Source organism: Microcoleus sp. T3_A4 (assembly GCF_036700465.1).
GTDB lineage: Bacteria > Cyanobacteriota > Cyanobacteriia > Cyanobacteriales > Microcoleaceae > Microcoleus.
The window spans coordinates 202,866-223,661 of sequence record NZ_JAUBOY010000004.1 but is presented as its reverse complement, the minus strand read 5'-3'; the positions used below and the strand labels follow the sequence as shown (position 1 = coordinate 223,661).

Annotated in this window: 19 protein-coding genes; 11 read left to right on the top strand and 8 right to left on the bottom strand. The window is 45.4% G+C overall.

What is annotated here, in order from left to right; translation table 11 throughout:
- Nucleotides 1–40: 40 nt before the first annotated feature.
- From QUA07_RS03975 to QUA07_RS03960, 4 genes are all read right to left on the bottom strand, one after another.
- The gene (locus tag QUA07_RS03975) at nt 41–520 is read right to left on the bottom strand and encodes a hypothetical protein (RefSeq protein WP_333322824.1); all 480 of its coding nucleotides are present in this window, start codon (nt 518–520) and stop codon (nt 41–43) included.
- Between the two features lie 16 nt (nt 521–536).
- Complete coding sequence (locus QUA07_RS03970; RefSeq protein WP_333322822.1) at nt 537–833, bottom strand: hypothetical protein; 297 nt, start codon at nt 831–833, stop codon at nt 537–539.
- 6 nt (nt 834–839) lie between these two features.
- Nucleotides 840–1,172 carry a DUF433 domain-containing protein gene (locus QUA07_RS03965; protein ID WP_333322821.1) on the bottom strand — a complete coding sequence of 111 codons (333 nt, stop codon included), beginning with the start codon at nt 1,170–1,172 and terminating at the stop codon, nt 840–842.
- 704 nt (nt 1,173–1,876) lie between these two features.
- The gene (locus tag QUA07_RS03960) at nt 1,877–2,779 is read right to left on the bottom strand and encodes an undecaprenyl-diphosphate phosphatase (RefSeq protein WP_333322819.1); all 903 of its coding nucleotides are present in this window, start codon (nt 2,777–2,779) and stop codon (nt 1,877–1,879) included.
- Between the two features lie 322 nt (nt 2,780–3,101).
- Between QUA07_RS03960 and QUA07_RS03955 the strand changes: the two genes are divergently transcribed.
- The 3 genes from QUA07_RS03955 to QUA07_RS03945 all read left to right on the top strand — a co-directional run bounded on the left by QUA07_RS03955 (nt 3,102) and on the right by QUA07_RS03945 (nt 6,002).
- Entirely contained in the window at nt 3,102–3,713 is a 612-nt protein-coding gene (locus tag QUA07_RS03955; RefSeq protein ID WP_333322817.1) for a thylakoid membrane photosystem I accumulation factor, read from the top strand.
- A 149-nt stretch (nt 3,714–3,862) separates the two neighbouring features.
- Nucleotides 3,863–4,795: a trypsin-like serine protease gene (locus QUA07_RS03950; protein ID WP_333322816.1), complete on the top strand. Its 933-nt coding sequence runs from the start codon at nt 3,863–3,865 to the stop codon at nt 4,793–4,795.
- Between the two features lie 145 nt (nt 4,796–4,940).
- Nucleotides 4,941–6,002 carry a mannose-1-phosphate guanylyltransferase gene (locus tag QUA07_RS03945; protein ID WP_333322814.1) on the top strand — a complete coding sequence of 354 codons (1,062 nt, stop codon included), beginning with the start codon at nt 4,941–4,943 and terminating at the stop codon, nt 6,000–6,002.
- A gap of 114 nt (nt 6,003–6,116) precedes the next feature.
- On the opposite strand, the gene QUA07_RS03940 is transcribed toward QUA07_RS03945, so the two are convergent.
- Nucleotides 6,117–6,701 (bottom strand): Uma2 family endonuclease, encoded by a 585-nt coding sequence (locus QUA07_RS03940; protein WP_333322812.1) that lies wholly within the window; start codon nt 6,699–6,701, stop codon nt 6,117–6,119.
- A gap of 296 nt (nt 6,702–6,997) precedes the next feature.
- On the opposite strand from QUA07_RS03940, the gene QUA07_RS03935 reads away from it, so the two are divergent.
- From QUA07_RS03935 to QUA07_RS03915, 5 genes are all read left to right on the top strand, one after another.
- The gene (locus QUA07_RS03935; protein ID WP_333322829.1) at nt 6,998–8,650 is read left to right on the top strand and encodes an AarF/ABC1/UbiB kinase family protein; all 1,653 of its coding nucleotides are present in this window, start codon (nt 6,998–7,000) and stop codon (nt 8,648–8,650) included.
- A 296-nt stretch (nt 8,651–8,946) separates the two neighbouring features.
- On the top strand, nt 8,947–9,153 hold the full coding sequence (locus QUA07_RS03930) for a hypothetical protein (RefSeq protein WP_172190898.1): 207 nt from the start codon (nt 8,947–8,949) through the stop codon (nt 9,151–9,153).
- 232 nt (nt 9,154–9,385) lie between these two features.
- Nucleotides 9,386–10,330 carry a UV DNA damage repair endonuclease UvsE gene (uvsE, locus tag QUA07_RS03925; protein WP_333322810.1) on the top strand — a complete coding sequence of 315 codons (945 nt, stop codon included), beginning with the start codon at nt 9,386–9,388 and terminating at the stop codon, nt 10,328–10,330.
- 364 nt (nt 10,331–10,694) lie between these two features.
- Entirely contained in the window at nt 10,695–11,366 is a 672-nt protein-coding gene (locus QUA07_RS03920; RefSeq protein ID WP_333322808.1) for an SOS response-associated peptidase, read from the top strand.
- A 151-nt stretch (nt 11,367–11,517) separates the two neighbouring features.
- On the top strand, nt 11,518–11,904 hold the full coding sequence (locus tag QUA07_RS03915) for a VOC family protein (RefSeq protein ID WP_333322806.1): 387 nt from the start codon (nt 11,518–11,520) through the stop codon (nt 11,902–11,904).
- A 113-nt stretch (nt 11,905–12,017) separates the two neighbouring features.
- Here QUA07_RS03915 and QUA07_RS03910 read toward each other — a convergent pair whose 3' ends face one another.
- The gene (locus QUA07_RS03910) at nt 12,018–12,635 is read right to left on the bottom strand and encodes a CP12 domain-containing protein (RefSeq protein ID WP_333322805.1); all 618 of its coding nucleotides are present in this window, start codon (nt 12,633–12,635) and stop codon (nt 12,018–12,020) included.
- Between the two features lie 494 nt (nt 12,636–13,129).
- Here QUA07_RS03910 and glpX point away from each other — a divergent pair, with 494 nt between their 5' ends.
- The 3 genes from glpX to QUA07_RS03895 all read left to right on the top strand — a co-directional run bounded on the left by glpX (nt 13,130) and on the right by QUA07_RS03895 (nt 18,823).
- Complete coding sequence (glpX, locus tag QUA07_RS03905; protein WP_333202578.1) at nt 13,130–14,167, top strand: class II fructose-bisphosphatase; 1,038 nt, start codon at nt 13,130–13,132, stop codon at nt 14,165–14,167.
- 145 nt (nt 14,168–14,312) lie between these two features.
- Nucleotides 14,313–15,605: a glutamyl-tRNA reductase gene (locus QUA07_RS03900; protein ID WP_333322804.1), complete on the top strand. Its 1,293-nt coding sequence runs from the start codon at nt 14,313–14,315 to the stop codon at nt 15,603–15,605.
- 209 nt (nt 15,606–15,814) lie between these two features.
- Nucleotides 15,815–18,823, top strand: coding sequence for a UPF0182 family protein (locus QUA07_RS03895; protein WP_333322802.1), 3,009 nt, complete (start codon nt 15,815–15,817; stop codon nt 18,821–18,823).
- Between the two features lie 90 nt (nt 18,824–18,913).
- On the opposite strand, the gene QUA07_RS03890 is transcribed toward QUA07_RS03895, so the two are convergent.
- Together QUA07_RS03890 and QUA07_RS03885 are read right to left on the bottom strand one after the other, a co-directional pair.
- Nucleotides 18,914–19,567: a hypothetical protein gene (locus tag QUA07_RS03890; protein ID WP_333322801.1), complete on the bottom strand. Its 654-nt coding sequence runs from the start codon at nt 19,565–19,567 to the stop codon at nt 18,914–18,916.
- A gap of 252 nt (nt 19,568–19,819) precedes the next feature.
- Complete coding sequence (locus QUA07_RS03885) at nt 19,820–20,770, bottom strand: hypothetical protein (protein ID WP_333083531.1); 951 nt, start codon at nt 20,768–20,770, stop codon at nt 19,820–19,822.
- Nucleotides 20,771–20,796 lie beyond the last annotated feature (26 nt).

Genomic DNA, 20,796 nt, shown 5'->3' with positions numbered 1-20,796 from the left:
AGATGGAAATCCATGAGCTTAGCCTCTAGCATAAAGTTCCTTAATTATACAGTTTCCACCGCAAACCCAGAAGAGCCTTCAGCATAGCCGATCGATACTCCCCCCTCGAATATATTTTTTCTGCACGTTCTCCTGCAATCTGCACATTAAAAGTGATTCCCGATCGCCGAGGCTGCCATCCGAGTCGCACCGCTTGCCGTATCCATTGTGCTACATCAGAGGGTCTTACTGGTTTCACTTCTTGCGTGGAAATAATCTGCCATACTTTTACCTCTTGTGGCGCTCCATCTGGAGGTTTTACCGGTATAAATTCACAGTTAGTTTGGCTCCAACCTTGAGGATGAGGTCGATCGGTGAGGATAACTAACACCGATCCTGGTTGTTCAGCGTGTTCGACAGCAACATGAAGATGTCCGCAGCCGGATTCTGCTTGCGTATTAGTAGTTTGTCTTCGGATTAGCCAGATGAAAGCCTCCTCATCAACAATTATTTTTCTTGTTCCTTTTTTCGGTATTGACATAAGTTTGCTAAGCTCCTTAGCGTAAAGGTAAAAATCGTACTTGCCCTTCCCATTCTCCTTCCAGACTGCACTCAGTTATTACCAAAATTTCCTCGATCGCCAAACCTACGGAAACATGGCGACTTACTTCAAATAACCCTGGCATCCCAAGACCTGTTTGCATTCGTCCGTAGGCGAAGTTGGTCATCATTGCTACATCTGCTTCGATCAAGCCGATATCTTGAACGCGGACAATCTCAACGTCGGGATTCCGCCGCAGAATACCTCGGACAATCTGATTGTTAAAGTTCTCGTCTGCCAAGAATCGCAGCATATAATACTACCCTTTTTGGTCGCGTCTTGCTAATAGGCGATCGCGTATTCCAACTGGGTTAAAATGCCTTTCTGCTTCCTGCTGAACTTCTGCGGCAAGACGTTGAAGTTCCATCAGATAAGCGTTAACTTCGGATTGGTCTCGCAAGTAGTAGCCGAGCGCACAATAAATATCGGAAAGTTGGAGAGACGGGTACTGTTTTCTGATTTCTTCTGCTGTGCAGCCTTCAAGAAAAGCTGTAATGATTGTATCTAGGGTGACGCGGGTTCTGCTAACGCGAATCACACCGTTTGCATCAGCCACCAGCGAAATTGGTTCAGCCGTAGTAACAAGTAGCATTTTGAGATTGATGGCAGTGTTAGTTTTCTCTCTTTAGCTTAGCCGTTTGCTAAAGTAGATCGCCTTTACAAGCAGGATAAGTTCTGGGTTGTGAATTTAGCTTTGCTGTGAGAGGATGTATCAAAAATATGTATTTATGAAACTCAAAATTTTGACGGGTTCCTGACAGGCTTAGGATCGGGAGTTAAATAATTTACACAAGTTTGTGGGGAGTAGGGTTGGGCGGGACGCCCATCCCACAAGAACCATCAAAATTGTAAGTTATTTAATTCTCATTCCTTAGTTGTTTCTGCCCGGACAACACCGCTCTTTTATCAACCCAGACGTGCGGGAAATAATCGCTTTTGTTGCGATACTCTTCCATGTATTAGGACTGGGATTATGAACCGAAAAGCCGTTTGAAATCTGATACTATTGTTCCACAATTCCGGGAGTGATAAAGAAGGACATCCCTACACCAATGCTAGCAGCATAATTAGCGCTAATTGTGCATTTTGGCGGTCGCTATCTTCGGGCATTTTACATCCTTTACGGCGACGCTCACTTTGAGTTAAAAGCTAACAGCTTGTCAGCTATTAATCAGCTTTTTATGAACTGGCTCTCCGGCCCGTTCCACAAGAAAATTTACTCTTTGTGGAACAGGCAAGATGCCTGTTCTTGTTTTGTGGAACAGGCAAGATGCCTGTCCTTGTAATTATAACAACCTACGCATTTTTAACTGCCCCACCTGCGAGCGCCGTTAAAATGGCTACGCCAAAAGCTAGCCTATACAACACAAATATCCACGTTTTTTGAGTTTGCAGGAACTTCATTAGCCACGCGATCGACAAATAAGAAAACAAAAATGATGAAATCGTTCCCACTATCAAAGCTGCAACTCCTGCATCGCCGATTCCTTGCCCCAAATTACCCTTTAATTCCACTAATCCAGCCAGAGTAATTGCCGGAATTCCCAATAAAAAAGAAAACCGCGCGGCGGCGGGTCTTTCCAATCCCATGAACAATCCTGCTGTTAGAGTGGAACCCGATCGCGAACACCCCGGAATCAATGCGATTGCTTGAGCTAATCCCATCAAAATACCGTCTAAGACAGTTAACTTTTCATAAGTGCGATTGCGCTTGCCAATTTTTTCTGCTATTGCTAAAAGTAGCGACATGACGATCGAAGCAATGGCGATGCTGGCCAAACTCCTAAGTGGCGACTTGTCAAAATCTGGAACCAATGCCTTGATTAGCAGACCAAAAAAGACTATAGGTATTGTTCCCAAAACCAGCGCCACCGCCATTTGAAACTCATGGGATTTGTAGTTGCGCTGCACGACGGCTTCTACTGCACCAACAGTTATATTTGTCAAGTCTTTCCAGAAATACCAAAGCACTGCAATAATGCTGCCCAACTGAATAACAGCAGTATAAGCAACTCCGGGATCGCCCCATCCCAGGGCGACAGGCACTACCTTTAAATGAGCGCTGCTGCTGATGGGCAAAAACTCTGTTAATCCTTGTACAATTCCTAAAACAAGGGCCTGCACTAGATTAATTTGAGCAGACCCGGAAACATCAGCAGCGGGCGTTTGGGCGAGGAGTGCATCAAGCAAAGCTATCATTAGTTGTAAATTCCCAGTTGTCAGTTTCTAGTAATCAGTTGAATTTAATATCTTGCACCCTTCTGGGAAGCTAGAAGCCCACCCCACCACAAATAAATTTTATTGTGGCGCGGACAGTTCCAGTCCGCCCCTGAAAAGTCGATCGCAAATAGTGATCTTCGGTCTGTAGAATCGCCTTGTCGATCGCTACTATCAGCAATTTATGATCATCGAGCCGAAACTACTTTAACCTACTCAACAACATTTGCCTACATTTTGCTGATAAACTTAGGAAAGTTTTTGCATCTGATTTCGCTTTCGTTACAGCGACTGCCCACAACCTATGATATTTCCTGAGAACAAAAATTCACTTGTTACTGCTGCTTCTGGCATCCGCTGGCTGAGGCGAATCTTGTCAGCCAGTCTTTTAACAGTGGCGATCTCACTTAGCTTAATACTGCTAAGCGGCACTGCGCCAGCCTTGGCAACTCTCACTGACGATCGCTTTGACGGTACAATCTTTGCCCTCTACGCCGGCAACGGTTCCCTAGTTCCTCCTAAAGTCAAAATTGCAGATTCTTTCAAACGCCATAAACCCGTACTCTTAGTTTTTTACACTGATGACAGCAGCGACTCCAAGCAATACGCGATCGTCGTCTCTCAACTCCAGGAATTTTACGGTCGCGAAGCCGATTTTATGCCCATAACAATTGACTCTTTGCCTCCGCAACCGTCACCAGAAATCACCGAACCAAGCCACTATTACGAAGGTTTCGTACCTCAAACTGTCATTCTAGATCAATCGGGAAAAGTAGTTTTTAATGAGAAAGGACAAATACCGTTTGAACAGGTAGATGATGCTTTTCGGAAAGTATTTGACTTGCTGCCGAGAGAAAAATCAATCCCCCTCAAACGCCGTGTGGTGAACGAACTCAACGTCGAATTGTCGAAGTAAAATATTGCAATAAGAGGACACGGCAGTGCCGTGCCCATACCCGGATTAATTGTATGGAAACTGCACTGCCGTGTCCTGATTCTGGGTAAAATTAATTCCAACAGTACCGGATTTAATATAACAGCTACTCACTCAATTCAATATCAAAAATGAAGTCACTAATCAAAGTTGTATTAATGGCAGTTTTGACTGTGTTGTTAGTTTTAGAAACAGCAGCAATCGGGCGAGCAATAATTAGTGCTTTTGGTGACAGCAGTTCCCGCAAACCTTTGGCTTTTAATCAATATACAGGTGTTGCCTATCTCGAGCCCATTCAATGTACCGGTTCGTTGCTAAAAGGAGGATTGTACGTTCTCACGGCCGCCCACTGTCTGAACGAAGGCGGAGTCAAGGTTCCTGCAGAAACGGCAATTAAAGCAAATTTTAAATTGCCTAGCGGTGAAGTTAGTATCTCTGTTAGCAATTATTATATTCATCCGGGTTGGAATGGTTATGAGTCAGAAGTTGGCAACGATATTGCTATTTTAAGACTGAAAAGACTTCCACCCAAAAGTATTGAACAGTACGATATAAATAGAAACAAGAATGAAGTCGGCAAAGTATTTACAAAGGTGGGATACGGATATATAGGTTTAGGTGCAAAGGGACAAGATGAAAATTCTAATTCTGAGGCAAAAAGATATAGCGGACAGAATCGCTATGATGCTTTAATTGATGTTTTGAAAGATGCTAAAGAATCAGATATGTCCGATTTGGTTTTGGGAAGTCAATTAATCTTTGATTTTGACGATGGAAGTGCCGAACGCGATACTTTGGGGAGGCATTTTCCGAAGTTGCGCGATCGAGGTTTGGGGAAAAATGAGATAGCTACGGCTAGCGGAGATTCCGGCGGGCCTTCGTTTGTCGAGGGCAAGATTGCGGGGATTAGTTCTTGGGGTTATAGCGATCGGGGATTTTTCAAAACAAACATCGCCGATATTGATAAAATTGACGACAATGGCAGTTTCGGGGAAATTTCCGGGGACACGCGGGTATCGTTTTATGCTAATTGGATTGACAAGATGACCCAAAATCCATCCTAGGAATTTTTAAAATTTCTACTAAATAAAAAACTTAGCGCCTTAACGCCACGCTGCCAACAATTAATAAGTTTTATCAATTATATCACGATCGTTTCAATCCCTCAAGTGTCAGGCAAAATAGATCAGAACCGTTTAACTTCAAATCATGACCAAAACCTTAATTCCCGTAATTCTCGCCGGCGGTAAAGGCGAACGTTTCTGGCCGCTGAGTCGCAAACAGCGGCCCAAGCAGTTTTTGAGTCTCGACGGTAGTGGCAAGAGTTTGCTGCAAGCAACTGCCGATCGACTATTAACATTAGGTAACGGTTGGGACGATTTGTGGGTAGTAACGTCGGAAATGTTGGCTGCGGGGGTTCGCGAACAGTTGCCGCTGTTACCGCCGGAGAATTTGCTGGCGGAACCGGAGGGCCGGGATACGGCGCCGGCGGTGGCCTGGACTGCTATAGAAACTGGCAAGCGTTACGGTGAGGATGCGGTTGTTGGTTTTTTCCCCGCGGATCACTGGATTGGGGAACCACAGGAGTTTATCAAGACTTTGGAGGCGGCGGCCGAGTTGGCGAAAAATCAGGATGCGATCGCCACTTTGGGAGTAAAACCGAGTTATGCTTCCACCGGCTACGGCTACATCGAACAAGGCGAGGAAATTGGCAGTTTTGGTGGTTTTCCGGCCTATCGGGTGGCGAGGTTTACGGAAAAGCCCGATCGCACAACTGCTGAAGAATTTGTAGCCAGCGGCAAGTTTAGTTGGAACGGCGGAATTTTTGTCTTTCGAGTTGGAACTGTCTTGACAGAATTGCGAAATCATGTACCGGAAATGATGGCAGCTTTGGAAGCAAAAGGCGCGCAGGCTTACTCGGAATTACCCAAAATTAGCATCGATTACGCGCTGATGGAAAAGACCCAAAAGGCTTGTGTTCTGCCCGTAGGCTTTAGCTGGGACGATTTGGGAGATTGGAATGCGATCGGTCGTTTGCTGCAAGGAGATAAACCCAATGTCGAGTTAGCAAAACACGTCGGAATTGATACCAAAGGCGGCATTTTTTATGCAGCCGATGAGAATGAGGTGATTGTCACCATTGGTTTAGAAGATGTGGTAGTTGTCAGAGATGGCAATGTGACTTTGATTGTGAAAAAGGACAGGACGCAGGAGATTAAACAGGTAATTAAGGTGTTGGGAGAAGATGAGAAATTGAAAGATTTGCTGTGAAGGTGAGATGAGGCCGCACGACACGGATTCTGATGGCGGATACACCAACTATTCATCACTGTTGATCCCGGCATTCCTTTTTGAATCTGTGTTGTGCCTTACTATTTACTTTATTTACATAATTTCTTCTAAATTCAACACAAAACCAGGCAGTACATCTTCCCCTGATAGAGTGGCAGGATTTTCGATAATTTCAACATCTTGACCGGGGCGATAAATTTCTACCCGCCGATTTTGCCTGTCAATTAACCAACCCAATTTAGCACCGTTATCTATATATTCTTGCATTTTCTCTTGATTTTTTTTCAACCCATCAGTCCGAGAACGCAACTCAACAACAAAATCAGGACACAAAGGAGCAAAACTGTCTTTTTGTTCCGGTGTTAAAGCATCCCAGCGTTCTTTTTTGACCCAAGAGGCATCAGGAGAGCGATCGGCCCCATTGGGGAGTGTAAAGCCTCCCGAAGAGTCGAAGGCAACTCCTAGATTATGTTGCCGACTCCAGGCTTGAAGTTGATACGATAGATCCATATTGCGCTTGCTAGTTTCACTGCCTGTCGGTGGCATAATAATTAATTCCCCTGATGCTGTACGTTCAAACTGATAATCGCGGTTGTGCTGACAAAGCTCAAAAAATTGCTCGTCACTTAAGTTGATGGATAATTCGATCGAGTTGGTAGGAAATTGGATGGCAATCATGTCTCTTATACGGTATTAAACACATTGAGAATCGGGTTTGTAATAACTTACTCATTCAATTATTGGACACATCTTTTCAAGTCAATAAATTTAATTATAAAAATATCATGTCTGCTTTAACTGTATATTACTATGAGGAGCAATGCCACGGCCAAAGACCGATCGCCCCCACACCCGAAATCTGTCACGCCCATTCCCACCACCCCCAATTTATTCCCCAAGACACTGGTCAGCCCGGTCAACAGCGCTATCCTAGTAGTTATATAGCCCTTAAACCCGATCGACCCGGAGGCCCCTTGTTTAGCCTAGTTCAAAACAATTCTCGCAAAGGAGAAATTCTAGAGGTCGTCTTCCGCAACGGTTGGGACTACATGAAAAGCCTCCTAACCGGCCGCAAAACCGACGCACCCAGTCTCCCAACTCCAGCAGTTCTCCGCAACATCCTCGTCGAATTAGGCCCAGTATTTGTCAAATTGGGACAATTGCTGAGCACCCGTCCCGACCTTTTACCAGCCACCTACATCGAAATCCTCTCCACCCTACAAGCGGAAGTGCCGCCCGTACCGTGGTCGGAAGTAGAATTTATCGTCCGCAAGGAACTCACACAATCTCTCGAAGATACCTTCGCTAAATTTAACACTCAAGCCGTCGCCGCAGGTTCGATCGCCCAAACCCACAAAGCTACTTTAAAAGACGGTCGCGAAGTCGCCCTCAAAGTTCAGCGCCCCGGTATTGAGATTGTCATCGAACAAGACATCGCCGTGCTCCGAGGTTTGGCAGAACTTGTCATGCTCACAGACTTCGGTCAACAATACGATATTGTCGCCCTAGCAGAAGAATTTGCGATCGCCCTGCGTGCAGAATTAGACTTCATTCAAGAAGCCAGCTACACAGACGAACTGCGCCGCAATTTATCTAAAAGTAAATGGTTTGACCCCACACAAGTTGTCCTACCAGAAATTAACTGGGAGTTGACTACAAAAAAACTCTTAGTAATGGAGTGGCTGAACGGAGTCCCAATTTTGTTAGGCGACTTGCAAGGAATTCGCCACAAAGGAGATATAAATGCCGAACGCGAAGAAATTACAACGCTGCTTTGCCGCGTTTTCTTCCAGCAGTTGTACATCGACGGATTCTTTCACGCAGACCCGCATCCCGGCAATTTATTTTATCTCAAAGACGGCCGGATAGCTTTGCTGGACTGCGGCATGGTCGGCAGATTAGACCCGCGAACTCAGCAGAATTTGACAGAAATGTTGCTGGCAATTGTCGATTTAGACGCTCAGCGCTGCGCTCAATTAACTTTAGAAATGGCCGAATTTGCTCAGCCGACAAGTCTAGTTAATCTAGAGAACGATTTAGCTCGAATGCTCCGCAAGTATTACAATGTCAGCTTGTCGCAAATGAACTTGTCGGAAATCTTTTATGAGGTGCTGGAAATAACCCGCAAAAATAAAATTCGACTGCCCAGCAATCTCGGTTTGTATGCAAAAACTCTAGCTAATTTGGAGGGACTGGCGCGCTCTTTTAATCCCCGATTTAATATTGTAGAGCAGGTCAAACCGCTGATGACCGATATGTTTCGGCGTCAGTTATTAGGAGACGATCCGATCCAAGCTCTGCTGAGAACTGCCCTGGATCTCAAAAGCTTATCTTTGCAATCTCCGCGACAGGTGGAAGTGCTTTTAGACCGAGTTACTTCGGAAACTTTGAAGTGGAACTTGACCCTAAAAGAACTCGACCCGCTGCGTCGCACTCTGGGGGATTCTGCGAACCGACTTTCTTTTAGTATTGTCGTGGGTTCGCTAATTGTGGGGGCGGCAATTATTTCTTCTAACGCACAAACTCCTCAGCTATCTTTTCTGAGCACGGGTTTGTTTGGGGCGGCGAGTTTTTTGGGTTTGTGGTTAGTTATTAGCATTATGCGATCGGGGCGTTTGCGGAGTTAATTGTCAAGGAGAAAGGGGGAAAATCATGAGATATATAGCCTTTATCAATTTTCGTGAGGTACACAGGCGACCAATTCCCGATCGGATTGCCATTCGCAGAGATATCTTGAATTTATCGGCGTTAATCTGTGTTTATCTGCCTTAATCTGCGGTTTTCCTATCTACCGCACTGTTGCCAAGAAAGGCTATAGCATCCTCAACTATTAATCAACATCTCTGACTTAAGATAGGCGATCGCCCGCAGCCGCTAAGTCTAAGCTAGAAATTGTTCCATAAACCTAAATGAGGAAAAAAAGATGAGTAGCGGTCACGCCAGCCATAAAGGCTCTTCCACAAAACCCAATACCAACACTAACGGTCAAATTACATCCCCCGATGATCAACCCGCTGACCCGCTAAATCAAGAAACATCCGGTTATCCGTTCCATAACGAAGCAATGGAAAATCCTGTTGCCACCGCCCGGCCCGACGAAGAGGCTGAGTCTGGCGAAGAACAGCAATAGTTATATCGATTAATTGTCATCGATATGCTATCTGCGACGTGGTTGATTAGAGGTTTGATAAAAATTAGGTTTGTACTAATTACATCTTGCACTTCCATAGTCCGCCAGGGATTTCAATCTCTGCCGGACTATTTGGGCAGGTTGAGTAGTACCTAAAAACTTCAAGACTAAAAACTCAAGTCCTTATGAGAAACCTATTTAATATAAAATTAAAGTTAGGGATTATTGCTAAATGAGCGGGATTAACCAAGTAGTGGAACAGGAAAAATTGCCGGAATTGGGGCTAGTCTGCATTACAACATCCGATGCAGTTCGCTTTCGCACTGTCACGCGGAAGCGGCTGTTACAGCTAACAGAACTTGAACAAGAAAAAGTGTTGCGCGAATTGTATGCAGACAACTTAAAACGACTTGACAAAGCGATCGACTTCTGTTCAGCTAATCAGATTAAGCTCTACCGGATGACTTCTGCACTGTTCCCTTTTGCAGATACAGATTTGGGGGAAGCAGTGCTACACTCTATGACTGAGGAATTGCGGACTACGGGCGATCGCGCCCTCTCTTTGGGTATCCGCTTGGTACTTCACCCGGATCAATTTGTAGTGCTCAGTTCCGACAAGTCTGATGTCGTTGCAAATAGCATTAAAATTCTCGCGACTCATGCTTTAATTTTAGATATGTTGGGACAGCCCCGATCGCCCCAGGCACTGATGAACATTCACGGCGGCAAGAGCGATCGCACTTCGCAACTCAAATCAGTCATCCGCGATTTACCCGAATCAATTCGATCGCGCTTAACCTTTGAAAATGACGAATACGCTTACAGTTCCTCGGAAATTTTAGAAGTTTGTCTCGATACCGGCGTACCAATGGTTTTTGACGCCCACCACCACGTCATTCACGAACATTTAGAAACTTACGACGATCCGAGTGTGGCCGAAATGCTCGCAGCAGCCCGCACCACTTGGTCTGTTCCTGAATGGCAATTAGTACACATATCAAATGGCAGAGAATTTTTTGCCGACCCGCGCCACAGCGATGTAATTACAGAAATGCCTAATTGTTATTATCAGGCTCCTTGGATTGAAGTAGAAGCTAAATTCAAAGAATTAGCTATTGAAAAGTTGCGCGCCGAATGGTTGTCTGCGAATGTTCCACAATTTAGCAATGTCTCGTAGCGTGGGGTTTTACCAACAATAATTCCCTAAAACCAATCATCTCGAAAACCCGCCCCCACCCAAGGGTAAATCCAAAGAACAGGCAAGATGCCTGTTCCACAAAGAAGGAATTTTATTGTGGAGTGGGCGTCCCGCCCGCCCGGTTTAGTCCGACAATCCGACAGGGGTTTTTAACCCCTGTCTCATAGCTAAAGTCCTCTAAAAGAGGACTAAAATAGATAGATATTGAGATCGTATTTCCAGTCGGTTTTAACCGACTTGAGCTTTGAGGCAGGGGTTTAAACCTCTGCCGGACTGTGGATAACCCGACCAATACTGGACTGCCGGAATTAAGAGAAAACCGCGTTAATACCAACTATAAATTATGTGCGGACGATACACTTTAACTACTTCAGGTCAAATCATCGCCGAGTTCTTCAAACTGTCGGAAGTTCCCGACATCAAACCGCGATACAATATCGCCCCAACTCAATCAGTTGCCACAGTAACAGTTGAAAAAGAAAAAATGCAGCGACAGTTTCAATTCATGCGCTGGGGTTTGATTCCAAGTTGGGCAAAAGACATGAAAATGGGCAGCAAGATGATCAATGCGCGATCGGAAACTGTAGCCGAAAAACCTGCTTTTCGCAGCGCCATCAAGCACAGGCGATGTTTGATAGTCGCTGACGGCTTCTACGAATGGCAACAGCAGGGAAAGAACAAACAGCCTTACTATTTTCAAAAGGCCGACGGCGAACCTTTTGCTTTTGCCGGTTTGTGGGAAAATTGGGAATCTCCAGAAAAAGAAAACATTGTATCTTGCAGTATAATTACTACCGAGGCTAACGAAACAGTGCAGCCGCTGCACGATCGAATGCCGGTGATTCTCCCCGACAGCGATTGGGAACAGTGGCTAGATCCTGCTGTTAACAATGCTCAGGAAGTTTTGTCGCTGTTAAAGCCCTATGCTTCCGAAGCCATGAAAGCAAAGGCGGTAAGTGCGATCGTCAACAGTCCAACTAGAGACAGTCCCGAATGTATTAGCGATCGGCAATAAATCATTGCAGCGGAGAAAACCGAGATAGTTTGAGTTATGATCTAAAATGATGTTTGAGTTGTAGCTTTGGTTTTATAAGGATTAGTTTAACTCAGTTCTTATTGGCTCAAACATTTTTTTTCATCTTAACATCAGTTAGAAGACAAAAAATATGATCGGATACGTTACACTCGGTACCAACGATGTTGAAACGGCAGCCAAGTTTTATGATGCTTTGCTTGCTGAAATTGGCGCTAGACGATTCATGGAATTCGACGGATTTATCGCATGGAGCGTTTCTCCAGAGGGACCAGCACTTGCTATTACAAAACCCTTTGATGGTAACAGAGCAACTGTTGGCAATGGAGTAATGATAGCTCTTCAAGTTGACAGTCCCGAAAAAGTCAACTTAGTTTATAACAAAGCGATCGAACTTGGGGCTAAGGATGAAGGAGCGGCGGGGCCAAGAGGCGTGTTGCCAGGGTTTTATGCGGGATATTTTCGCGATCTTGATGGGAATAAGCTGAACGTGTTTTGTATGACTGAGCCAAACACTTAAGATTTTTATTTTTCGTGAGGCTCTGAGAAAAAAAGCTCTTTCCGATAGTTAGCTATTAGTTATCAATCCATAAATAAGAGTTGATAACTAATAACTAATGACTAATAACTAAATTAACTGTCGTATATCCGCGCTTCAGCAGCCTCGGGATTTTCCTCGCAATACTGGTCAAAAGCCGTTTTTTCAAGCTTCATCGATCGCTGGTGAGAAGCCTCAGCCTGCATTTCCTCTACAATATCCCACGCTACCGCGCACTCTCTAGAAGTAACGCCTTTCTCGGCACAGATAGTTCTGGCCTCCGCGATCGCCTGTTCGATTTGTTCGTCAAATAAAATACTCTTCGGCTTCTCAAGAAAATCGCTTTTTGTCAAGATATCTGTGACCGAAATAATGCCCACTAGCTCGTCCTTAATCACCGGCGCCCGGCGGATGCGGGTATTCGCGAACAACCTAGCCACGTATTCCACGCCCAAGTCTGGATTCACCGTGATGCACGGTTTGGTCATAATCTCGAAGACGCGGACTTTTTTGGGGTCTACGCCGTAGGCTGCTACTTTATAGACAATATCCGTTTCGGTGACAATGCCGTAGGCGTCTTGTTCGTGGCGACGTTCCACAATTAAAGCGCGCAAACACAAATCGTTCATCATCGCCACCGCTTCAGCTACAGTTGCCGAACCGCGAATGGTAACAACATCTGTGGTCATAATATCTTGGGCTTTCATCATCATTTTTTATTCCTTCCCGCTGATAAAGTCTACTGCGTCCCGATTTGGGGCTGTCCATTTGATTTGCGATCATCATTAGGACTTACCCTCAGAAACCCGGTTTATACCAAAATATTGGGTTTAGTAACGATAAATCCGGTTTGGCAACCAGGTTTCTGAGAAATCGTGCGATCGCAAACTAATCATAAAACCTTTAACGCCATTCGGGATGACAAGTTGCCTGAAACAGCCCCTCGCTCCCCCGGAACCTCTGGAGTCCTCGATTTAGCGCTCCCTGGGGGCCCGCGTGCGATCAATCGAGCAAGAGTGAAGTATTGGGGCGATCGATCTTTGAGCTGGTTGGGATCAGATTTTCCAGCCCCAGTCTCAAAGAAGCAAAAGTTAACACAAACTAAGCAACTGCTTGCGCTCGCACAGATCCCCGCCTCTGATAAACTTGATGGCTGGGAGTGCAAAAGAGCACAAGGCACGCATCAGCAGTTGGGAGGATCTAGTTCGTGGACAATGTAATCGGTTTAGAGATTATCGAAGTAGTTGAGCAGGCAGCCATCGCCTCCGCTCGCTTAATGGGCAAAGGCGAGAAAGATGAAGCTGACAGAGTGGCTGTAGAAGCCATGCGGGAGCGCATGAACAAAATTCATATGCGCGGCCGCATCGTCATCGGCGAAGGCGAACGCGATGACGCACCCATGCTTTACATCGGCGAACAAGTAGGTATTTGTACCCGCGAAGATGCCAAAGATGTCTGCAACATAGATGAATTGATCGAAATTGACATCGCTGTTGACCCCTGCGAAGGTACTAACCTGGTAGCTTACGGTCAAAACGGTTCGATGGCAGTTTTGGCAATCTCTGAAAAAGGTGGTTTGTTTGCGGCACCGGATTTCTACATGAACAAATTGGCGGCTCCTGCGGCTGCTAAGAATCATGTAGATATTCGCAAAACGCCAACTCAAAACCTCAAAATTATCTCTGATTGTCTCGGCCGCAGTATTGAAGATTTGGTGGTGGTGGTCATGGATCGCCCCCGACACAAAGATTTAATTAATGAAATTCGGCAAGCGGGTGCAAGAGTTCGGCTGATCAGCGACGGCGACGTTTCGGCAGCGATTTCTTGCGCGTTTTCTGGTTCCAACATCCACGCACTTATGGGTATTGGCGCTGCACCCGAAGGTGTGATTTCCGCAGCAGCAATGCGCTGCTTGGGCGGTCACTTCCAAGGGCAGTTAATTTACGATCCGGCTGTTGTAAAAACTGGTTTGATCGGTGAAAGCAAAGAGAGCAATATCGCTCGACTTAAAGACATGGGCATCACAGACCCTGACAAGATTTACAATGCTGAAGAGTTGGCATCTGGAGAAACAGTTCTGTTTGCAGCTTGCGGGATTACTCCCGGAACGCTGATGAATGGAGTTCGCTTCTTTGGCGGCGGCGCTCGCACTGAAAGTTTGGTAATTTCTTCTCAGTCGAAAACTGCTCGGTTTGTGGATACAATCCATATGTTTGACCAGCCGAAATCTCTGCAATTGAATTAGTGATTAGTTAGTGGTTAACAGTTAAATGTTAACAATTAACAGTTAACGGTTAACAGTCACCGATGATTAGCAATTAGCGATAAACTAAGAACTAATAACAGGTGACTGTTAACAACTAAGAAAGAAATAGTGACAAATCACAGATATGAATATTGCAGTCATAGGTCTCAGCCACAAAACAGCGCCGGTAGAAGTTCGCGAAAAACTGAGCATTCCAGAACAGAAAGTTGAAGCGGCGATCGCCCAATTGCGTGGCTACCCGCACATTCAAGAGGTTGCCATCCTCAGCACTTGCAACCGCTTAGAGATTTATATTGTTACCAGCGAGTCGGAGCCTGGTGTGCGAGAGGTTATTCAGTTCCTTTCCGAATGCAGTAAAGTTCCTTTGCAGTCTTTGCGCCCTCACCTGTTTATTTTGCTGCACGAAGATGCGGTGATGCACTTGATGCGAGTGGCTTCTGGCCTCGACAGTTTGGTGCTCGGAGAAGGACAAATTTTGGCTCAGGTGAAACAAACTCACAAACTCGCCCAGCAGTACAAAGGTGTAGGCAGAATTTTAGAGCGCTTGTTCAAGCAAGCTCTCACAGCAGGGAAGCGAGTTCGCACGGAAACTAGCATCGGTACCGGTGCAGTTTCGATTAGTTCTGCGGCGGCAGAATTGGCTCAAATGAAAGGTCAGCATTTAGCAAGCAGCAAAATTGCGATTATCGGTGCTGGTAAAATGTCGCGGCTTTTGGTGCAGCATTTGCTCTCAAAAGGAGCTAGCCATATTTCGATCGTTAACCGCTCTGTGCGGGGCGCCCTGGAGTTGGCAGGTCAGTTTAAAGATGCTGAATTGCACCTGTATCAGCTCTCGGAAATGATGCAGATAATTGCCAGTTCTGACTTGGTTTTTACCAGTACCGCAGCTACCGAGCCACTGTTAAATAAAGCTAAATTGGAAGCGGTTTTAGACCCGAATCGCCCTTTGATGTTGGTGGATATTTCTGTGCCACGCAACATTGACTCGGATGCGAACGAACTCGCTAATGTGCGATCGTTTAATGTGGACGACTTGAAAGCAGTGGTAGCTCAAAATCACGAAAGCCGCCGCAAAATGGCAATGGAAGCTCAGGGCTTGCTGGAACAGGAAGTAGAGGCTTTTGATCTCTGGTGGCGCAGTCTGGAAACGGTTCCTACTATTAGCTGTTTGCGGGATAAGATAGAATTGATTCGGGAACAAGAGTTAGAAAAAGCTTTATCGCGTCTGGGTTCGGAATTTTCGGAGAAACATCAAGACGTGATTGAATCTTTAACAAGGGGGATTGTGAATAAGATTTTGCACGATCCGATGGTACAGTTGCGCGCTCAGCAGGATATTGAGGCGCGGCGGCAAGCGATGCAAACTTTGCAAACACTGTTTAATTTGGATGTGGATGTCAATCAGCAGTACAGCTAGTTTGTCATTAGTCATTGGTCATTAGTCATTAGTCAGTTGACAGGAAAGCAGTTAGCCGTTGACTGGAAAGCAGGAGTCATATTATGCCCAGTCAATTACCATGAATAAAAATGCCTCCAACCCTTGCGGCCAAAGCATCATTCGGGAGGGTAAATTGCTCGAACCTGATATCAGTTATCATTCAACCAATAACTAATGACTAATAACTAATGACTAATAGGCGAATTTGTCAAATAATCCTACTGATTGCGGGGCTATGGCTGGTTTTTGAATTAGCCTCCCGCATTGCGGCAGAAATTCTCTGGTTTCAGGAAGTTGGATATCTTCAGGTTTTTCTGTTAAAGCTGAAAACTCAAGGGTTGCTGGGGACGATCGCAATTGCTGTTTCTTCTGTCTTTTTGCTGGGAAATTTGGCTTTAGCCCGCCGCCTGCAACATTCGGCAGAGGAAATGAAATCGCCGGTGCCGGGGGCGCTATTCGCTTCACTGAGGGCGAACAACACCGGGAAGAATTACCAAATACCTGTTGCTAAATCCCAAATTACCTTTTCTTGGTTGCTGTTGGCAGTATTCGGATTGACCTTGATCGCAACTTTGACATTAATTCACTGCGGGCTGTTAGCTGCCAGCAGCATCAACTATTTCGGTATAGCTGACAATTTACCTTCGCCGCCGGTGCAGTTGGGAATTGAGTCAATCCAACAAATAGCAGTGCAGCTATTTTCTCGCTGGTGGCAGTTGGGCTTGCTGCTGGGGACAATGTTAGCTGTGGTAATTAAGCCTGATTTTTGGCTGCGGGCGATCGCCCTTTTTCTCAGTTTGGCGATCGCGCTTATTGTCGCTACTCGGTGGACAAATGTTTTGCAATATTTTTACCCTATTAATTTTAACACAACCGACCCTCTTTTTAATCAAAATATTAGCTTTTATGTATTTATTTTGCCAATCTTAGATTTGCTAGGATTCGGGCTGACAGTTGTATTTGTGTACAGTTTAGTATCTTGTGCTTTAACATATTTGCTATCAGGAAATAGCCTGAGTCAAGGGAGCTTTTTGGGGTTTTCTCGATCGCAGCAGCGGCACTTGTACGGGTTGGGTGCAGCTTCCATGCTAGCTATTGCATTGCGCTACTGGTTGGGGCGCTACGAATTGCTGTATGCGCGGGGAGACGTTACTTACGGGGCAAATTATGCTGACGTGATGGTGCGGCTGCCCTCCTATGGATTTTTGAGTATTTTGGCGGGGGCGATCGCACTTTTGATGCTGTGGCAGGTTTACCAATTCAAAATTAAAAATGAACTCATAAAAAAAATTCTTTTAGCATGGCTAACTTTAAGTTTTTTGGGAGGTTGGCTGCTGCCAGAAATTGTGCAGAAACTCATAGTTCAACCCAACGAACTAGCACGAGAACAGCCGTACATTCAGCGCAGCATAGCCTTTACTAAAGAAGCCTTTGACCTCAACCAAATCGAAATAAAAACATTCGATCCCGCCGGAAAACTTACTTATTCCGACTTAGAAAAAAATCAACTTACTATTAGCAACATCCGCCTGTGGGACAAGCGACCGCTGCTGCAAACGACCCGACAGTTACAGCAAATTAGACCATATTATACATTTCCTGATGCCGATATCGATCGCTACACAATCAAAAATGAAAAAGCGCAAAAGGGAGATTCGGACAGCCAACAAGTGTTTCTGGCAGCGCGGGAATTAGATTACACAGCAGTTGCCCCCGATGCTCAAACTTGGGTGAACGAACACCTAGTTTACACTCACGGTTACGGCTTTACTCTTTCTCCCGTAAACAGAGTCGGTGTCGGCGGTTTACCCGATTATTTTGTCAAAGATATTGGAGTTGCAGCCCAGAAAGGAGAGACTGCTTTGGAAGTAACTAGCGATCGAATTCGGGCCAGTATTCCGATCGGCTACCCGCGAATTTACTACGGCGAAATCACCGATACAGACGCGATGACGCCCACAAAAGTCAAAGAATTCGATTATCCTAGTGGCGAAGAAAATGTTTACAATACTTACAACGGTAGGGGCGGAATTGTCATCGGTTCTCTGTGGCGGCGCTGGCTGTTTGCTAATTATCTCAAAAATTGGCAAATGGCACTGACGCGCAATTTTACCCCAGAAACTAAATTGCTGTACCGCCGAAATATTAATAAAAGAGTCCGGGCGATCGCTCCTTTTTTGCGCTACGATTCTGACCCGTATTTAGTAGTAGCCAACGCCAATCTTAGCCATGATGATATAGAAAAAGAAACAGATAAAACTAGCAACAAGATTAAACCTTCACCCTCGGCTACTGATAAATCTCCCAACTATCTTTACTGGATTATCGATGCCTATACAGCGAGCGATCGCTATCCATATTCTGACCCAGGAAAGCATGAATTTAACTACATCCGTAACTCTGTAAAAGTAGTAATTGATGCCTACAACGGCTCTGTTGACTTCTACGTTGCCTATCCCTCCGATCCGATTATTAACAGTTGGATGGCTATCTTTCCAGGGCTCTTCAAACCCCTTGACAAAATGCCTCCGGCTCTCCGAAAACACATCCGATATCCAATAGATTTGTTGAGCATTCAATCCGAACGCTTGCTAACTTATCATATGGAAGACCCGCAAGTATTTTACAATCGAGAGGATTTGTGGCGAGTTCCCAATGAAATTTATGGCAGCGAACAGCAGCCCGTAGCACCGTATTATTTGATTATGAAGCTGCCAACGGAAACAGCAGAAGAATTTATTTTGCTGCTGCCATTTACACCAGTAAGTCGCAACAATTTAATTGCTTGGATTGCAGGGCGATCGGATGGTGGCGATTACGGAAAATTGCTGCTGTATCTGTTCCCCAAACAGCGATTAGTTTACGGCCCGGAACAAATAGAAGCTTTAATTAACCAAGATCCGGTTATTTCCGAACAAATATCTCTCTGGAATCGCCAGGGTTCCAAAGCCATTCAAGGAAACTTATTAGTAATTCCCATAGAACAATCTTTACTGTATGTGGAACCTCTTTACTTAGAAGCCGAACGCAATAGTTTGCCAACTTTAATCAGAGTTATTGCTGCCTACGAAAACCGCATCGTCATGGCAGAAAATCTTGAATTAGCACTCAAGGCACTTTTTCAGCAACAATCTACTAATAAATCGGTCATTATTCGACCTGTAGAAGGAACAGCACCAGCTTTAAATAGTGAATGATATCAATTCCGGTTGCACTCCTCATGATTGTTGACTGTTGACTATCACGGACGGTGCAACCGGAAACGATATAAATTACTGCGATTTCTGTTAGCTAGCAGCCTTAATATCCTGCCACCAAACATCGACATAGGGCCACATCAATCTCTCATCTCCTCCAGAATCTAGTTTCACTGTCACCTCATAACGGTTAATATGCGTGAGTTCGCCTGTTTTGCCATTCAAATACAATTGTTTGGGATTGTCGGTGATAATTTCTACCCTTTGATTCAACAGTGGCAGCATCTGAGTAGAAGAACCCTGAAACGGATTTTTGCCTTTGCTCACATAGCCACCAATCAAAAATAAGTACATTGAAGCCAGAAAAAATCCTGTACATAAACCCACAATTACCAGTATTTTTTGTTTTGAAAAACTGGTATAAACGCTCGCATATCCTACGCTCATAGTTCCAAAAAACAACAAATTTGGCAGGTACAGCCCATCTTCCAGAAACACGCTACCAAAAAACATGAGGGCTATCTGAAAACCAAATAATGCAGCCACCCAACTCCAGCCAGTTAACAACGATGCAGATAGTAGCCAATTCATTGCTAGAGTAAGGGCGATCGCCATTGCTATTGCCCCAAGTGGTGCTGCATAATCGTACTGTCTGAAGGGAAGAAGAACAAAAAATACTAAAGCATACGCAAAACCCCCAAAAGCCAGTGCTAATCCACTAATTATTTCGTTCCCGTTCAGCATGGCAAGGAATTTTTAGAGCACTAAATTGAAGCGTTCGCCTTCTGTTGTGATAGTAGCCGTTGAAAATTCCCAGCGGACTAATGCCAGAAATTCTAACCGTAGGGTGCGCCACGAGCCGCTTACCGCTATATTTAGGGGAGGGAACTCATTTGTGAACCAAGCGTGCTATTCCAGTTTCCCAAGGTGCAAGATTAACGATGACCGAAAGCACCAATCAGCCACATCAGAAAGTGAAATTTTCAGAAAACCAGATTATTTAGGGTCGATCGACTTAACAAATTGTTGCACAGGCTGTGGTAGAGCCGGCACAAAAGTCTTTCTAAAACCCCTAACATCGAACACTCGCCACAAAATACCTACCGCTACCGTCAAGAAAAATAACGCTCCCAAAAAATTGAACACAGTAGACAGAAAACCGCTGTCCCTTTTTTTCGGAGGTGTAATATGTTTCATGCGATATACAGCCGGCTCGTAATCTCTCGCCTCCTCGCGATTACGCCGCGGTGTTTTGGGCCGCGAACTCGCACTGCGGCTCTCAGTCAAACCCGTTTTATTAGTTTTAGTAAAACTGCTGGGCGACTTTAGCTCAGAAGCGCCGCGGGTTCCCGTTAACTTACTAGCAGAAGCCCCCGTGTGGCCAACAGCAGCATCCTGAATTCTGCTGTTAGGGCGCTGAGTCGATTTGCGTTCGGCGAGGGTACGCATCAAACTTTGCAATTGCTGAGTCGCCGCCGGCGGGCGTTCCCCTTTCCTCGCCCAATTTAACAGCATCGCCCCGGTAATCCCGCAGAGATTCGTAGCGCCTACAGAAGCCAGCCGCTTCAGCAGAGGCTGGCTGTTGGACACAAAAATCACCAATGCGTCCGGGTGTTCTTGAGCCAAACCGTAAACGCACTGAGCCGTCGCCACCACCAGCATTGCTGGCTTGCTTTGATTTTTGATCGAAGGTTCGAGAGCGCGGTGTGTTTCCTGAGCGTCAGTTGCAATCCAGCCGCTGTCGGCAAAAAATCGCATAAACTCTCTAGCTACTTGCTCTTGAGCTTTTTCCACCGCTTGCCCTGTCAGACGATCTATTTCGTCGTACACTACTTCCGGGATATAGCAAGTTCCCACCTTCGCATATTCTTGCCAAACTTGGGTTCGGCCAGTCATTAAAACATCTGCATCAAAAGTTACCAATACAGGAGGAAGTTGATTAGCCATGACTGTATCCTATAGGCTCAGATAAC